Below are 15,618 nucleotides of genomic sequence, written 5' to 3' on the forward strand. Positions count from 1 at the left end.
TGAGAAACGCTCCGAACAGGATGAAAAGATAGATATAGGTCGCTGAAACCCCCGTCACGAGACCGAAAAGACCATCCGTAGTGAGATAAAGCTCCTCGATGATGCGGGGGATTGACAGGCCGAAATGTTTGAACGGGCCCGGCATGGATCGTCCGTAATAGGCGAAGAGGATGAAGAAGCCGCAGAAAATGGGCAGGGGATAGCCAAGAACCCTGCGTGCGGCTTCGAAGACAAGGACAATCATGGCGACACCGAGATAGAGTTCGTACTGGGTGTACATTCCCGCCCTGTTCGCGATGTCCTCATACATGAGGTACACGTAAACCGTGCAGACCGCCGCCGCCGCGGCACACACCCAGTCGAAGAGGCTGGGACGGTCTTTCGGCGACTTCTTCCTCGTGGGGTAGAGCAGGAAAATCAGCGGCAACACGAATGCGAGGTGAAGGCTCCTCTGCTGCATGGCGGGCAGCACGCCGAAAAAGGCGGTGTAGAGCTGGAAGAGCGCCAGGACCACAGTGAGCACCGTGACAAGAAGCTTAAGATTTCCCGAGAAGGAGCGCTTCTTGCCGGAAGACGTTTTTTTCTCCTGGTTTCCGGAAACAGTAGTATCCATCATTTCCTCCCTGAAATTCACGATATCAAAAGGCGGGAGGACCGGCGTCAGTACGCCGTCCTCCCGCCGCAGAGGGGCCTATTCCTTGATCAGGCCGGCTTCAACGTAGAACTTCTTTGCGCCGGGATGAAGGGGTACCGCCATTCCCGCAAGGGCAAAGTCGAGGGTGAGGTTGTTGAAGTAATTCAGCCTTTCCTGCAGGAATTTCGTGTTGCTGTGGATCATCTTCGTGATCTTGTAAATGACGTCTTCGGGCATGTCTTCGTAGGTGAGAAGCGAGCCGACGGCACCCACCACGGGGATGTCCTTGTCATATCCCGCATACACACCGCCGGGTATCACCATAGGCGCGTAGTGGGGGAACTTCGCGACTATTTCCTTGATCTTTTCAGGTTCGATGCCGATGAGCCCGACTTTGCCGGAGCGGATCATGTCCGTGACCTGAGCGTTCGGCGCATTGGTGGTCCAAATGTGGGCCTGGGAGTCTCCCACCTTGAGGGCTTCGGCCACTTCCGAGCGGCCGAACCGTTCGATCTTGACATCGTCATCGGTGAGGCCGTACACGGACATCATTTCACGGACGTTGACCTCGATGCCCTGCCCGACCGAACCGTAGTCGACCCTCTTGCCCTTGAAGTCGCCGATGCTCTTGATTCCGGCGTCAAGGTTCACAAGGATATGGGCGGGCATGGGATAGATGGCCGTAACATACCGGAGGGTCTTGATGGGCTCCTTGAACGACCCGGTGCCGTTCCATGCGTCGTTCACGGTGGAGGACTGCGCCATGCCGAGCTCCACTTCCTTGTTGCCCAGGTTGATGCAGTTCTTGATGGATCCGCCGGTGACCGCGGTGAAGTTGATGCTCTTCTCGACCTCTGTTCCAAGCTGGGCGATGGTATTGCCGATGAGATAGAATCCTCCGCCCACGCTGCTTGTCCCGATGCGTACGAAAACATCATCCGCCGTCACAGGAGACGCGAACACCACCAGACACACTGCAACCAAAACAGCCAAAACACTACGTTTCATATTTTCCTGCCTCCTTTTTCCGGTTTTTACCGGTAATTGTGTTTCCCCAGAACACTCCCGCATACTTTCAGCCGCAAACCCCGTCCGAAAATTCACATTTCTTCGCTTCAAGCTGTTTCATGACCCAGCTTCTGTCGGCAGTGCCGTCGATGGCGGCCTGGAGTTTCCTCCGGTCATTCTGCTGGAACGCCTTCACCGCTTCGAGCACTTCCTCCGCGTCCTGCCTGGGAATGACGATGACACCGTCAGGATCTCCGACGATGATGTCCCCGGGATTGACGTGCACGCTGCCGCAGGAGACGGGAACGTTCACCTCGCCGGGCCCTTCTTTGTAGGGGCCGCCTGGGGTCGAACCGGTGGCGTAGAGCGGGACGGAACCGCCGGAGATCTGGAGGGCATCCCGAATCGGCCCGTCGAGGACGATTCCGGCCATATTTTTTCTCTCGGCATACCGGTACATTATTTCCCCGAGGAGGGACCTGTTTCTTCCCCCTTCGTTGGCAATCACCAGGACATCCCCTTCGGTTGCCATATCGAGTCCCTGGTGGATCATCAGGTTATCCCCGCAGCGGGTTTTCACCGTCAGGGCGACACCTGCCATGTTAACCTCGCCCGGCTTCGTCATCAGCCGGATCTCGGGAATCATGGCGTTGTGGCGTCCCATGCAGTCGGCTATGTTTGCCGCCGGAATCGTCCGGAAGCTTTCGACAAGCTCTTTCGGGGGAAGGTTTCTTTTAAGAAAAACGCGGAATCCTACGGGCATTGTTTTCTCTCCTTGTATGCAGCAGTATGTGTCTTGCTTCAGCAATGGCCTTTTGTCCGCCAGATCTCGTAGACCTCGGGAAGGGTCTTCGGCGGCACCCCGCCGAGCTCCTCTCTCGTCCCGAGGGCGGCTGACTTTTTGAGGCGCCGTATGACGGCTTCAGCCATAATGGGCTCGATGCCGAGGTCCTTCATAAGTTCCACGGATTCTCCCACTTCGAAGGCCCTGCGCTCGGCATGGACAAGGTCGGCGGCGATCATTCTCCGCGCGGTGTTCTGGAAGGGCACGTTCAGGGTTTCCGCCAAGGATTCCAGCACGATCTCCTCCGCGCCGCTCTTTTTCGCGAACAGGAATGTCTCCACGAGAAGAGCTTCAAGTCCTTTCATGAAGACGCTGCGGACAAGCTTGACGGATGAGGCCGCCCCGGCCGGACCTTCGGCGAGGTCGATCTTCATCCCGAAGGGGGTCATCATCTCCGCCCATTGGGAGGCTCCGCTTCCCGAGGCGAGAATAGGAACCGTGTGGCCGTAGGTGGGAAGGGGGCCGAGCATGGCGCCATCGGCAAACAGGATGCCCTTTTCGGCAAAAAGCTGCTCCATTTCCCTCTTTTCCGAAGGTTTCGCCGTGGACACATCGACGAAAAGCCTGGCGGCCGTCGTGTGTTCAGCCGCCTCCCGGGCAGCGGAAAGGGAGTATTTCGCCGGAAGGGCGGACACAACCACATCAGCCATTCCAAGCATATCCTGAAGGGAGGGAACAAGCTCCACCCCGGCATCATCGGCTCTCGAACCGATGGTCCGGGCGAACGGACCTCCGTCGGCCGCAGCCTTGTCGAAAGCCACAATCCTTCCGAAACCTGCATGTTTCAGCCCTTTCGACATGTAGTAGCCCACTTCTCCGAAGCCGAGAAAACCAAGAGTTACAGCCATCAGTCATCTCCCCTTTCGGAATTTCTACTCGACGAAGGTGGGGAGAAATTCCTTCTCCAGCTCCCTGAATTCCGGCACCCCCACGAGGTCCTTGAATTCATTGAAGGAGAAGACAAGATCCTTTCTCTCGGGAGCGAGGCGGCCTCCCTTGATGGCCTCGAGGTAATTGAGCACTCCCCGGGCTGCCGCGAAGGTCGTACCGACCGGGATGCTGATGCGGGCCACTCCCATGGCCGCCAGTTCTTCCACGGACAGGAGGGGTGTCTTGCCGCCCTCGATGTTGTCGAAGAGGTTGATGCTCACCAGTCCCTTGATACCCTTGACCGCCTTCTCGATCTCCTCCGCCGTGCGGGGAGCCTCCACGAAGATCATGTCCGCCCCGGCTTCGATATAGGCGTTTCCCCTGCGGATGGCCTCGTCGACACCGGAAACGGCGATGGCGTCTGTCCTGGCGTTGATGATGAAATCGGGGTCGAGCTGATCCCGGACCTTCGCGCAGGCCCTCACCTTGAGCACCATTTCCTCCAGGGGAATGACTGTTTTTCCCTCGATGTGACCGCACCGTTTGGGGAAAACCTGGTCCTCGATATTCATCCCCGCGGCACCTGCCTTGATGAACTTTTCAGTGACCCGCATGGCGTTGATGGCATTGCCGTATCCAGTATCCGCGTCGGCCATGACAGGTATATTGACGGCATCCACGATATTACGGGTAAATTCGAGAACTTCGGTAAAGGAGATGAACGCCATGTCGGGAAGTCCGAGGAGGGAGGCCGCAAGACCGAAACCGCTCACCTGGACAGCCTTGAAGCCGGTTTTTTCGATGAGTTTTGCGGAGATGGCGTCATGGGCGCCGGGCACCGGGACTGCTTTTCGTTCCTGAAGCATCTGGCGAAGCACTGCGGATTTTTTCATGATCTGCCTCCGTTGAATGGGGATAGAAAATGCTTCCATATGTTGGAAGCTCATTTCATATTGTGGTAAAATCATATTACACCGTGAACCTGTTTTGTCAATGCAAATTATTTTCCTGCCGGGGGGCTGAAGAGGATCATGAAGGGGAAAGCGAAAGAGGACGGGGCGTCGGCCCTGAAAAAAGGACTGTCGGTTCTTTCCTGTTTTTCCTGGCAGAAAAGCAGGAGGACCCTGACGGAAATCGCCCGGGAGCTGAACCTTCCCCTGTCCACAGCCGCGCGCCTGACGCGGGCTCTCGAGGAGGAGGGCTTTCTGGAACGGGATAAAAAAAACAAGCTGTTCAGTCTCGGCTTTCAGTGCTATCTCCTGGGGGCGATAGCGAAAAAAACGGGCGAGCTGAGAACCATGGCCCTCCCGTACATGGAAGATCTCAGGAAAAAATTCAACGAAACGGTAAATCTCTATGTCCGGGAGGGAGATTCCCGGGTGTGCCTGGAACAGGTGGAGAGTACCCTGAACCTGAAGCGGTCGGCAAAGCTCGGGGACCGTTTCCCTCTCTGGGCCGGAGCCTCCGGCCGCTGTTTTCTCGCGTTCATGGCCGAAGAAGAGGTGTACCGGATTCTGGACGAGGCGGAATCCCTGACGCCGAACACGATTCTAGACAGGAAGGTGGTCCTGGAGAAAAACAGCGAACTCAGGAGGCGGGGATACAGCCTGAGCTTTTCGGAACGGGAGCAGGGGGTATCGTCGGTGGCGGTCCCTATTTTTGACGCGTCCCCGCAGCCTGCCGCGTGCATGACCCTTTCGGGCCCGACGGCCCGTTTCACGGAAGAAATGATCCGGGAGCTCATTCCCGCTCTGAAGAGGACATGCCTGGAACTCTCCCTGAGACTCGGGGCTGAACACCGGTCCGTTTCGTTTCTGGAAACGGACGTGTAGGGGGGGACCGTCTCTCCGGGACCGTTCATGACCAGTTGGGTAGGAAGCTGACCCCCATGGCTCCGGTGTCCGTTTTCTGAACAACGAAAGATCCCGCGTATTCCCGGGAACTGTCCGGGTACTCCTCGCGGCAGAATGCCCCCCTGGTTTCCTTCCGATAAAGGCTGCACTCCACCAGCATCCGTGCCGTCAAAACCATGGACCGGAGGGCGAAATACCGGGCAGGGTCTTCTGCGTTTCCCGCCCCTCCCGCCTCGAGCTCCCGTGAGACCTCATCAATTTCCCCGGCAGCCTTTTTCAGGGAGACCTCGCTGCGGACAATGGAGGCAAAGCTCCACATGGCCTCCCGGAGCCCCGCCGCCAGGCCGGGAAGAGACACGGCCATCCCCCGGTCCGGCACCTCTCCGGGCATGCCGGACAAAGGAAGAGGGGGCTGCTTTTTGAAATACTCCGCAGCCGATTTCCCTGCGATATTGCCGAATACTGCCGCTTCGGCCAGGGCGACGCCGGCGAGGCGGTTCGCCCCGTGAAGTCCTCCCGCTGCCTCGCCGCAGGCAAAAAGCCCCTCCACGGAAGTGGCGCACGCCCTGTCGATCACGACGCCCCCCAGGTAGAAATGGGCCGAGGGCGCGATCTGGAGCAGGTCTTTCTCCAGGCTCAGGCCATACCTTGAGAGAATGGCCGAAAGCTCGCCGTACCTGAGCTTCAGCACCTCTCCGGGAATTCCGGAGCAGTCCGCGAAAACATACCGGGGATTTCCCCTTCCTTCGTCGATCTCCCGCTTCACCGCCCTGGCCATGAGATCCCTGGTGGCATGATTGCCCTTCGGGCTGTAGCGGAAGAGAAACTCTTCGCCGTCAACATTCCGGAGCACTGCGCCGTCGCCGAAGAGGGGGTTTGAAATGGGGATTCTGGCCGGTTCGTACATCATGGTGGGGTAAAACTGCACCATTTCCATGTCCCGGAGCGCGGCCCCCGCCTCGTAGGCCAGGCCGAAGGAATCGCAGGACACATCCGCCGTGTTGTTGTTCATGGAATAGAGCCCCGCCCCCCCGCCGGCAGCCAGGATGACGACTCCCGTTCGGAAGTGAAGAACCTCTCCCGAGCGCCTGTCCCATGCCAGAAGCCCGCAGACGGAATTTTGACGGGTGAGGATCCTGAGGGCCGCGGTATCGTTCATGACGGCCACCCCGAGCTTCTCCGCCCTGTCAACGAGAGGGAGCGTCAGCGCGAGGCCCCGGTTCATATAGGGGTACTCCCGGTATTCTGACGGAAACAGGCGGGGAACGCTGTGTCCCGGAGGCTGCTTCACCATTGGAATCCCCCCCGGTTCCTTGAATGCCGCGCCGTATTCCTTCAGCATGCCGACCGCGGCAGCCGATTCTTTCGCAAAGGTGCGGCAAAGCCGGGGGTCGTTTATTCCACACCCTGAGGAAAGGAGATCCCGCTCCAGCAGGCCCGCGGAATCTCCTGATTTCGCGCCGGTATTCAGCACTGAAAGGGCGGCGCCGGAGACGAGGGTATTGCCGCTCTTCCCCGCCCTGCTTTTGCAGACCAGGAGAACGCCGAGCCCCCTGTTTGCCGACTCGATGGCGGCGACAAGCCCGGCCAGACCTCCGCCGACGACGACCACATCGTAATTTCCGGTTTTCATAAAGAGAAAATCAGCTCCTGTCTAAAGATCCACTTCCTTCGAATCGAACACGCGAACCCGAACCGGGCCGTCCAGCATATCCTCCCTGGCCTCCCTGGCCTCGCGGATATGGTCCGTCTTCAGGTGGGCCCGCAGGTCGTCCAGGCTCTCCCACTCCTCGAAATACATCATGGTGACGTCGTCATCGCTGCTTTTGAAGAGGGTATAGCTGATGTTCCCCTTTTCCTGTCTCGTGAGCTCGATGGCCTTGCGGGAAATCTCCGCTATGGCATCTCTCATTCCGGGTTTTGCAGTAAAAGATGCTGAAACGATAATCACGACTCCTCCACCTCCGAAAGGGATATTTTCGCGGACGGGCATGAATTCCGAACGGATGCCCCATGCTGCCCCGCTGACTTATTATACCCCTCCCGGAGAGGAGATGAATACAGTGAAGAATCAAATATTTACCATACTATGAAGTGATTTTAATTTTTCGCTGTTAATGGCAAGGCGAGCCCGGATCCAGAAAAGCAAGAACGAAAAGAGGGGGTGAAAGCATCCCGGGGAAGATGATGCCTGGCCGTTTTGACGAACTCCCCGAGTTCCGGGTGAAGCAGGGGCTCCCCTATGCCGTTGAGGATGAGCGTGTCCAGGGTCGGGAACGCGGGAACCCGTCACGGCTGTTCCGCCGCCTCGAAGCCGAACCGCTGCTTCACCCTCCATACCAGCTTGTACACGGGAGGAATGGCAAGAAGGGCCAGGACGCCCCCCGCCGCCAGGCCGCCGATGGAGACGATGGCCATGGGCGAGCGGAAGGCCCCTCCCGCCCCAACGCCCATGGCGAGGGGAATCATGGCGATGATGGACGTGGCGTCCGCCATGAGGATGGGCCGGAGCCGGACCTTGCAGGCCTCGATGATGGCCTCGTCGGGAGACATTCCCTCTTTCCGGGCAATCTCGGCGTAGTCGATGATGACGATGGCGTTGTTCACCACCAGGCCGACGAGCATGATGACCCCCATGAGGCCGTAGATGGAAAGGGGCGTCCGGGTGAGAATCAGCGCCGGAATCACGCCGATGACCGACAGGGGGACCGTCAGCATGATCACGAAGGCGAAGACGAAGGACTCGAGAATGGCGGCGATCATGAGGAAGGTGAGCAGCACCGCCAGTCCGAGGGCGAAGTTCAGGGCGCCGAAATTGTCCTGGATGGACTGGATTTCTCCCGCATAGGTAAAACGGTACCCCGGAGGAAGGGGAATCTCCTTCAGTTTTCTGTCGATGACCCGGTATGCTTCTCCCACGGTCGTGCCGGAGACGTTGCCGTCCACGGTAATGGACCGCTGGCGGTCCTTCCTCAGGATCTGGGTGGGCCCCATGGTGTCCTTCAGCTCGGCGAGGTCCCGCAGAGACACGAACCCGACGGACGTGGGGAAGGGGAGATCCGGAAGCTGGAAGGGGCTCGAGACCTCCTCGGTTTTGAGCTTCACGAGGATATCGTACTCCTTGCCGCCTTCCCGGAAGACGCCTGCCTTCAGTCCCGTGACGTACCCCCTCAGGAGGTCCGAAAGGTTCTCGGAACTAAAATTGAGCCGTCCCATGCGGAGCCTGTCCGGAATCATCCGGATCTCCGGCCGGCCCGTCCGCCAGTCGAGGTCCACGTCCACGATGCCCTGGATGTCCCGGAGGACTCCCATGACCTTCATTGCCAGGTCGTTGAGGGCGTCCGTCTCTTCTCCCCGGATCACCACCTGGATCGGCTTTCCCCGGACGCCTCCCCTTCCCCCTCCTGCGGAGACGCTCGCCTTCATGTCGGGAAGGGATGCCAGGAGCGGGCGGAGGGGTGCGGCGAAGTTGAAGCTCGACGGCCTCTCCGGGGTATCCTCGAGGTAGATCCTCATGGTGGCCCGGTTCAACCCCGACCGGGACCCTCTTCCCCCGATGACCACGTCCACGCCCTTCACGTAGGGGAGCTCGAGGACGTGCCCCTCGATCTGGCGCACAAGCCGGTCGGTCATGGCGAGGGACGCCGATGCTGACGTTTCCATGGACACGGTGATCTGCCCCTCGTCGGAGGAGGGGAAGAACTCGAACCCGATCCTGTCGGCAAGCAGCACCGTGCCGGCGGTCAACCCGCCGAAGAGGAGTATGGCAAGAAAGGGGTGCCCCACGGCGCTCCGGACAAGGACGTGGTGAAGATCGTCGAAGCCCTGGTAGAGCCACTGCCACCACCCCGTAAGGAAACGGCTCACCTTCGACGGCCCCGAAGAGCTGCCGATGCGGGCCGCCAGCATGGGAGTGAAGGTCAGGGCCACCCAGAGAGAAAAGAGGGTGGAAAAGACCACCGTCATGGCGAAGGGGTTGAACATCTGCCCCATCCGCCCTCCCGACAGGGCAACGGGGATGAACACGCCGAGATTGGTGGCCGTGGTGGACAGGACGGCGATGGCGACCTCCTTCGTCCCCCGTTCCGCCGCCTCCAGGGGGTGGTACCCCATCTCCTTGTAGCGGATGATGTTCTCGATGACCAGGATAGAGTTGTTCACCAGCACGCCCGTGGAGATGGCCAGTCCTAAGGTGGTCATCATGTTCAGCGTGTAGTTCGCGAGGACCATGGGCATGAAGGTGGCGATGATGGCCGTGGGCATGACGATGGCGACGAGGAGGGTCACCGACAGCCTCTGGAGGAAAAGGAACAGGATGAGGGCCGTGAGGGCCGTGCCGGAGATCATGTCCCGGAAGACGTTCCAGATGGAATCGGCGATGAATTCGCCGTCGTCGAAGGGGATGGTCATGGTGAACCCCGGAGGAAGGGTCGGCAGAATGCGGTCGAGCATCTCCCTCGCCCCCCGGCTTGCCCGGACCACGTTTCCGTCGGGAATTGCCGTCAGCGAAAGGATGAAGGAATCCATGCCGCCGTACCTGGCGAGACGGCGGAGTTCCGCCGTGCTATCGCTCACCTCGGCGATGTCGGCAAGCCTTACCGAGACGCCCCCCCGCAGGGGAATCTGAATTTCTTCCAGTTCCCGGACCGAGACAGATTCACCCACGACCCGAAGGATGGACTCCTGGTCGCCGAGGGAGATGCGCCCCGAGGGGGAACTGTAGTTCCCGCTCTTCAGGATGTCGGTGACCTGGCGGATACTCAGGCCGAGGCTCCCCAGGGCCACTGGATCCAGCTCCACGTGAATCTCCCGGGTCAGGCCGCCGTCCAGTGAGACGTCGGCCACGTCCACAACCTGGGAGAGCTGCCTCTGCACCCTGTCCTCCAGGATGTCCCTGGCACGCTGGGGAGGCAGCGTGGAGGTAAAGACCACCGACATGAAGGACCGGGCGTTGATATCGAACTTCCTGACCACGGGATCGTCGGCGTCCTCCGGCAGGTTCACGATCCGGATACGGTTGGCCACGTCGAGGGCGGCATCGGCAAGGTTGATGTCGGGGTCGAATTCGATGAAAACGTAGGAAATGCCTTCAAGGGAAGTGCTCTCCAGCCGCCTGACCCCCTGGACCTGGCTGATGGCGTCCTCCAGGGGTTTCGACACGAGCGTTTCCATGTCCTCGGGCCCCGCCCCGGTGTAGGTGGTCCTCACCGTGACAAAGGGAACCTCGATCTTCGGAAGAAGGGAAATTCCCATGCCCCTCATGCCGGAAAGGCCGAGAAGCACGAAAAGAATGACGATGACCAGCGTCAGTACCGGACGCCGTATGGAGATGCTGATCAGGTTCATGAACTACTTTCCTCCGGGGTTCCCGTCAGGACTTCCGGCGATGTCGGTTTCCCGCGCTCCCGAACCCTGGCCCGGCTTCCTCAGCACTCCGTCGGAAATGACCAGTCGGGCGCCTTCATACAGGCTTCCGGCCCCGGTTTTCACCACCCGTTCACCCGGAGCGAGCCCCTCGAGGACTTCCACGTAACCGCCGCTGCCCTCGCCCACCGAAATATCCCTCCGGAAGGCTTCTCCTCCCGACTCCACGAAGACATAGGGCTTCCCGTCCTCGCGAAGAATAGACTCGTAGGGAACGGCTATGGCGTTCTCCCTGTAGGCCATGCGGACATCCATCCGAACGTAGTCGCCCGGAATGAGCTTGCAGTCTGACGGCAGCCGAACGATGGCCCGGAAAAACCCCGTGGCGATGTCGGCTTCCGGGTCCATGCGGAAGATTTTTCCCATGGTCTCGCCCCCCCAGGGCGCCTTGACCAGGACGTCCATCCCCGGGGTGATCAGACCGCGGATGGTGGGTGAAATGAGCATCTCCACTTCCCTCCGGTCGAAGTCCGCCACGGCGAGCAGCTCCCGCCCGGGTTCGGCAAATTCTCCTTTTTCGGCGGAACGTCGCACCACCACGCCGTTCAGGGCGGACCGTATCTGCGTCCTCGACACGGTGGTCCGGGCGTCCCGAAGCTTTGCGGCTTCATCCTTGAGCTGCACGTTGGTCCGGTCAAGTTCCTGTTTCGAGGTACCCCCGGCCTGGTAGAGTTTCTGAAGACTCTCGTAACGAACCTTTGCGTCCTCGTAGGCTGCCTGTCTCGCACTGAGGACGGCGGCCTGGCTCTGGCTGGCGAGAAAAATGAGGACATCCCCTTTCTTCACCCTGTCGCCTACTTCCACGGTCACATCCTCGATCACTTCCCTGGTTTGGGAGTTCACCCTCTGGACCTGGGCGGAACGGACCGTGCCGTAAAAACCGCGCCAGATCTCCCAGGCCCTGGGCTGAACCTCGTACACGGTCACCGTGATTCCGGGCGGCGGAGGGGGCGTCCTCTGCTGGGCGCCGGAGGGCACGGCGATCCTGTAGCCGAGAAATCCCAGCCCGGCGGCGACGGCCAGAATCCAGAACCACACGTTCGCTTTTCTCAGAATGCCCATATGCGACCTCTTTCCTGAACCGAAGTCAAATATACCAACGGGTATTGTACCCCACAACCAGCCCCCGGAGGCGCAGGAAATTACTGAAATGAAGGCCTGCTTTTGTGCGCCGGTTCTTCCGGGCGCTTTCCGCTACACTGCCGGGGGGACGATAAACCATGGCGGTCGCCGCGGACATATCCCGCTCCTCAAACAGTTTCGTCAGAAGGAAAAAGGTCCCGCTCCGGATTTCCCCGGGGAGAGACCTTTTTATCTCTTCACAGGACGGCGGGAGAAGGCGGCCGTCATCGCCGTTTTTTCCGGTTCCGCCTCTGCCCCGGGCCTATTTCTGCCGCAGCATCCTCCGGAGCACCTTCCCCGTGCTCGACAGGGGGAAGGATTCCATGAACTCCACGCTCCTCGGGACCTTGAAATGGGCGAGATGCTTCTTGCAGAAGTCGATGATCTCCCTCTGCGTGACCCGGGTGCCCTCGCGGAGGCGGATAAAGGCCTTGGGGACCTCGCCGTTCACCGGATGGGGAATACCCACCACCGCCGCCTGGGAAACGGCGGGGTGGGAGAGGAGGATGGCCTCCACCTCCTGGGGATAAACGTTGAACCCGCCGACGATGATGATGTCCGTCACCCGGTCGAGGATCCGGACGTACCCGTCTTCCATCCTGACGTAGTCCCCGGTGTTGAACCAGCCGTCCGCGAACCGCTCCGCCGTCATTACGGGGTCCCTGAAGTAGCCGGAGGCCACGGAAGGCCCCTTCACCCAGAGCACCCCTTCGCCCGAGGAGGTCACATCCTCGTTTTTATCGTTGAGGAGCTTCCACTCGTATCCCCTCAAGAGGGGCCCCACGGTGCCGAGGCGGCGGTCCTTGTAGTTCCGGTTCACCGCCACTACCGGCGAGCACTCGGTGAGACCGTATCCTTCGAGGATGCCGACGCCGAAGGCGTCCTTCACTTTTTCGTCCAGCTGGACGTTCAGCCGGTCTCCGCCCGTGACGATCAGTTTGAGGGAGACGGGCAAAGGTGCGCCCTTGGCCGCCGCAGCGGTCATGAAATAAAGCATGGTGGGAACGACCACGATCACGTTGGTGCCGGAATCATGGATGGTCTTCATGGTCTCAGATGGGGGAAGGAAGGATGCCACAAGGGCCTGGCGGAGCTTTTTCACCAGGGGCAGGAGACCGCCCACGGTGAAGCCGAAGGAGTGAAAGTTCGGCAGCACGTTGAGGAGGATGTCCCCTTCCTGGAGAAGCTCGAAAGCATCGTACATCATCAGGATGTTGTCCAGCAGGTTGCCGTGGGTGAGGGGAACGGCCTTGGGCATTCCCGTGGTCCCGGAGGTGGCGAAAATCACCGCCAGGGAGTCGTCCTCCAGAGAGGTTTCCTTCACCGCAAAGGACGGCAGGGCATCGGCGAGAGATTCCGCCACCACCACGGGCACATCCCGCTCTTCGAGGGCCGTCCTCAGCTCGTCGAGGCCGGGGGCGAGCACCACGGCGCAGGGTTCCGCAAGCTGAAGCGTCCCCATGAGGGAGGGGATACCCGATTTCTCGTTCAGCGGAGAAATCGCTCCGCCGAGGCTCCACGCCGCGAGAGAGAGCGCAAGGACGAGGGGTGAATTCGGCAGGAGCACCGCAAGCCTGTATCCGGCCCTGAACTTCCCTTCTTCGAGAACCTTCACAGACTGCTCCACCAGACGAAGCAGGTCTCCGTTGCTCCACCACGTTCCCTCCCACCAGAGACAGGGCTTCTCCGGCTCGAGGCGCAAATTGTCCAGAATTACCTTTTCAAGTCTCACCATAGAATTTTCCCCCTTCGGTTTATTCGCCCAAGTGCGGCAGGGACCGCACATATCACCAGCGGGTGACATCCGATATTGTAAAGTAAAAAGAGCTCTCCGTGCGAAAAATCGCTGGAAGCTCCGAAAAACTGGGAAAAAAGTGGAAATTTCCGGTTACTTGTCGTGGAGGACTTCTTCGTTTCCGGCTTTGAGCGCTTCAAACGCCCTTTCTATAAGCTTTTCGATCTCCTGCGCCGCTTTTTCCCTCTCCTCGGCGGACGGAAGGGACATAAAGCGTCGGCACTTGTCCTCCAAGGTCCCCACGGCGAGAACCACCTTCTCCTCTCCGCCGGCGCTCATGGGATCGCTGGAGCGGATGGCCTCCTTCAGGTCCTTCAGTCCGCCGATGATGCCCGACACCATCTCCCGGTACGGGCAGAGGTTAAGTTCCTCCGCCACGGAGCCGATGCGGGTGGTGAGGACGAAAAGCCTGCTTCTTTTGATGGACGCCGTGGTGTCGGCCTCCTTCGCACTGAGGGAAAGTATGGTGAGCGCTCCTCCGCCGCCCACCAGCGCCAGGAACCCGAGAATGTGGGTGGCCAGATAGGCGCTCCCGGACAGGCCGAAAAGGTAGTGGGAAACGGCCACGTTGCCGAGAACGAAGGCGCAGTACAACGCGAAGGTCATGGACATTCCATGAAGGAGAGACAACGGCGCCTTCCCCTCCCGCCCGGCGAAGACGTGGAAGAGCATATAGAAGAATGCAAGAACCACCGCAAAAATGATCGTCCGGAAGGAAATCCGGAAATTTTCCACCCTTGCCTCCTCCGGTGTGAGGAGGAGCATCACCGCCGAAAGCCCCGCCAGGATCACCAGGAAAACGGCAAGCAGAATGAACCCTTTCGTGAACACCCTGTTCATGACATCACCTTCCATATTATCTTTCTTCCGGGCTGCTCTTCCCCGTCAGTTCCGTCCCGCGTTCCGGGGTAACTTCTCCCCCCTCTTTTCGCAGGGGACAACCCCAAGGGTGCGGAAATATATGCTACCATATCTTGCCGGAGATGAAGCATCAGAGAACCCAACAGGGACGAAAGGACGGAGCGATCAATGGATGAACACAGTCTTCTATCCCTCATCCGCCGGGTAAAGGACGGAGATCTCGACGAAAACGAGCTGGTGCGGCAAATACGGGCAATGCCCTTCCGGGATCTCGGGGAGGTGAAATTCGACACCCACAGGGCCCTCAGGAAAGGCTTCGGGGAGATCGTCTACTGCCCCGGGAAGAGCGATTCCCAGATCGAGTCGATCGCCTCGGCCCTCGCCGGAACGGAGGACAACATCCTCTTTTCGAGGGCCACGGCCCACCAGTACGGCATCGTCAGAAACCACCTCCAGGACGCCGTATTCCACGAGAAGGCCCGGATCATCGGGGTGAAGAGGAAAGACTATCCTGCCTGTCCCGGCCTCACGGTCATCACTGCCGGCAGCAGCGACGTCCCCGTGGCGGAGGAGGCGGCGGTAACCGCCGAATACATGGGGTGCGAAGTGGAAAGGCTCTACGACGTGGGGGTGGCGGGGCTCCACAGGCTCCTCGCCCATGTGGACATCCTGCAGCGGTCAAGGGCCATCGTGGCCGTGGCGGGAATGGAAGGGGCCCTCCCCAGCGTGGTGGGTGGCCTGGTGTCCTGTCCCGTGGTGGCCGTGCCCACGAGCACCGGTTACGGAGCCAATCTCGGGGGTATAGCACCCCTGCTCACCATGCTGAACTCCTGCGCGTCCGGGGTATCGGTGATGAACATCGACAACGGTCTCGGCGCGGGGTACTTCGCGGCCCTGGTGGTACGACAGTCGAAGTAGAAACCAAAAACGTGGGCCGGGATTCTTTTCGGATTGTCATCCTGAGGAGCCCAGCGAGGGGAGCTTTTCGCTTTTGTCATCCTGAGCGAAGCGATCGCGCAGCATCCCGAGCACAGCGAGGGGAGCTTTTCGCTTTTGTCATCCTGAGCGAAGCGATCGCGAAGCATCCCGAGCACAGAGAGGGGAGCTTTTCGCTTTTGTCATCCTGAGCGAAGCGAAGGATCTGGTTTTAGGGCTTTGAAGACCCTCAGAATCAAGCCCAGGTCCTTCGGCCAAGAGACCGGCCTCA

At 59.9% G+C, this 15,618-nt stretch carries 12 protein-coding genes and 1 pseudogene; 2 read left to right on the forward strand and 11 right to left on the reverse strand.

The genetic code is table 11. The features are described 5' to 3' along the window. The 5 genes and pseudogenes from JMJ95_RS12915 to JMJ95_RS12935 all read right to left on the reverse strand — a co-directional run. Positions 1 to 616 (reverse strand): annotated as a pseudogene (locus tag JMJ95_RS12915) (C4-dicarboxylate ABC transporter permease); the annotation flags it as partial. Between the two features lie 75 nt (positions 617 to 691). Then, positions 692 to 1,642, reverse strand: a complete 951-nt coding sequence (locus JMJ95_RS12920; protein WP_290686086.1) for a TAXI family TRAP transporter solute-binding subunit — start codon at positions 1,640 to 1,642, stop codon at positions 692 to 694. 67 nt (positions 1,643 to 1,709) lie between these two features. After that, on the reverse strand, positions 1,710 to 2,405 hold the full coding sequence (locus tag JMJ95_RS12925) for an RraA family protein (protein ID WP_290686089.1): 696 nt from the start codon (positions 2,403 to 2,405) through the stop codon (positions 1,710 to 1,712). A gap of 38 nt (positions 2,406 to 2,443) precedes the next feature. Then, positions 2,444 to 3,334, reverse strand: a complete 891-nt coding sequence (locus tag JMJ95_RS12930) for a DUF1932 domain-containing protein (RefSeq protein ID WP_290686092.1) — start codon at positions 3,332 to 3,334, stop codon at positions 2,444 to 2,446. Positions 3,335 to 3,358: 24 nt separating this feature from the next. Further along, the gene (locus tag JMJ95_RS12935) at positions 3,359 to 4,249 is read right to left on the reverse strand and encodes an oxaloacetate decarboxylase (RefSeq protein WP_290686095.1); all 891 of its coding nucleotides are present in this window, start codon (positions 4,247 to 4,249) and stop codon (positions 3,359 to 3,361) included. A 138-nt stretch (positions 4,250 to 4,387) separates the two neighbouring features. On the opposite strand from JMJ95_RS12935, the gene JMJ95_RS12940 reads away from it, so the two are divergent. Further along, a complete protein-coding gene (locus JMJ95_RS12940; RefSeq protein WP_290686098.1) occupies positions 4,388 to 5,188 on the forward strand; it encodes an IclR family transcriptional regulator in 801 nt (266 codons plus the stop codon). Between the two features lie 25 nt (positions 5,189 to 5,213). Here JMJ95_RS12940 and JMJ95_RS12945 read toward each other — a convergent pair whose 3' ends face one another. The 6 genes from JMJ95_RS12945 to JMJ95_RS12970 all read right to left on the reverse strand — a co-directional run bounded on the left by JMJ95_RS12945 (position 5,214) and on the right by JMJ95_RS12970 (position 14,405). Continuing rightward, entirely contained in the window at positions 5,214 to 6,842 is a 1,629-nt protein-coding gene (locus JMJ95_RS12945) for an FAD-dependent oxidoreductase (protein WP_290686101.1), read from the reverse strand. A 21-nt stretch (positions 6,843 to 6,863) separates the two neighbouring features. After that, entirely contained in the window at positions 6,864 to 7,160 is a 297-nt protein-coding gene (locus JMJ95_RS12950; protein WP_290686104.1) for a putative quinol monooxygenase, read from the reverse strand. A gap of 338 nt (positions 7,161 to 7,498) precedes the next feature. Continuing rightward, complete coding sequence (locus JMJ95_RS12955) at positions 7,499 to 10,555, reverse strand: efflux RND transporter permease subunit (RefSeq protein ID WP_290686106.1); 3,057 nt, start codon at positions 10,553 to 10,555, stop codon at positions 7,499 to 7,501. Between the two features lie 3 nt (positions 10,556 to 10,558). Continuing rightward, positions 10,559 to 11,695 carry an efflux RND transporter periplasmic adaptor subunit gene (locus JMJ95_RS12960; RefSeq protein ID WP_290686108.1) on the reverse strand — a complete coding sequence of 379 codons (1,137 nt, stop codon included), beginning with the start codon at positions 11,693 to 11,695 and terminating at the stop codon, positions 10,559 to 10,561. 322 nt (positions 11,696 to 12,017) lie between these two features. Then, on the reverse strand, positions 12,018 to 13,490 hold the full coding sequence (locus JMJ95_RS12965) for an AMP-binding protein (RefSeq protein ID WP_290686111.1): 1,473 nt from the start codon (positions 13,488 to 13,490) through the stop codon (positions 12,018 to 12,020). Positions 13,491 to 13,643: 153 nt separating this feature from the next. Next, the gene (locus JMJ95_RS12970) at positions 13,644 to 14,405 is read right to left on the reverse strand and encodes a hypothetical protein (RefSeq protein ID WP_290686114.1); all 762 of its coding nucleotides are present in this window, start codon (positions 14,403 to 14,405) and stop codon (positions 13,644 to 13,646) included. Between the two features lie 174 nt (positions 14,406 to 14,579). On the opposite strand from JMJ95_RS12970, the gene larB reads away from it, so the two are divergent. Further along, a complete protein-coding gene (gene larB / locus JMJ95_RS12975) occupies positions 14,580 to 15,329 on the forward strand; it encodes a nickel pincer cofactor biosynthesis protein LarB (RefSeq protein WP_290686117.1) in 750 nt (249 codons plus the stop codon). The last annotated feature ends 289 nt before the right edge of the window (positions 15,330 to 15,618 follow it).

Source organism: Aminivibrio sp. (genome assembly GCF_016756745.1).
In the GTDB taxonomy this organism is placed as follows: domain Bacteria; phylum Synergistota; class Synergistia; order Synergistales; family Aminobacteriaceae; genus Aminivibrio.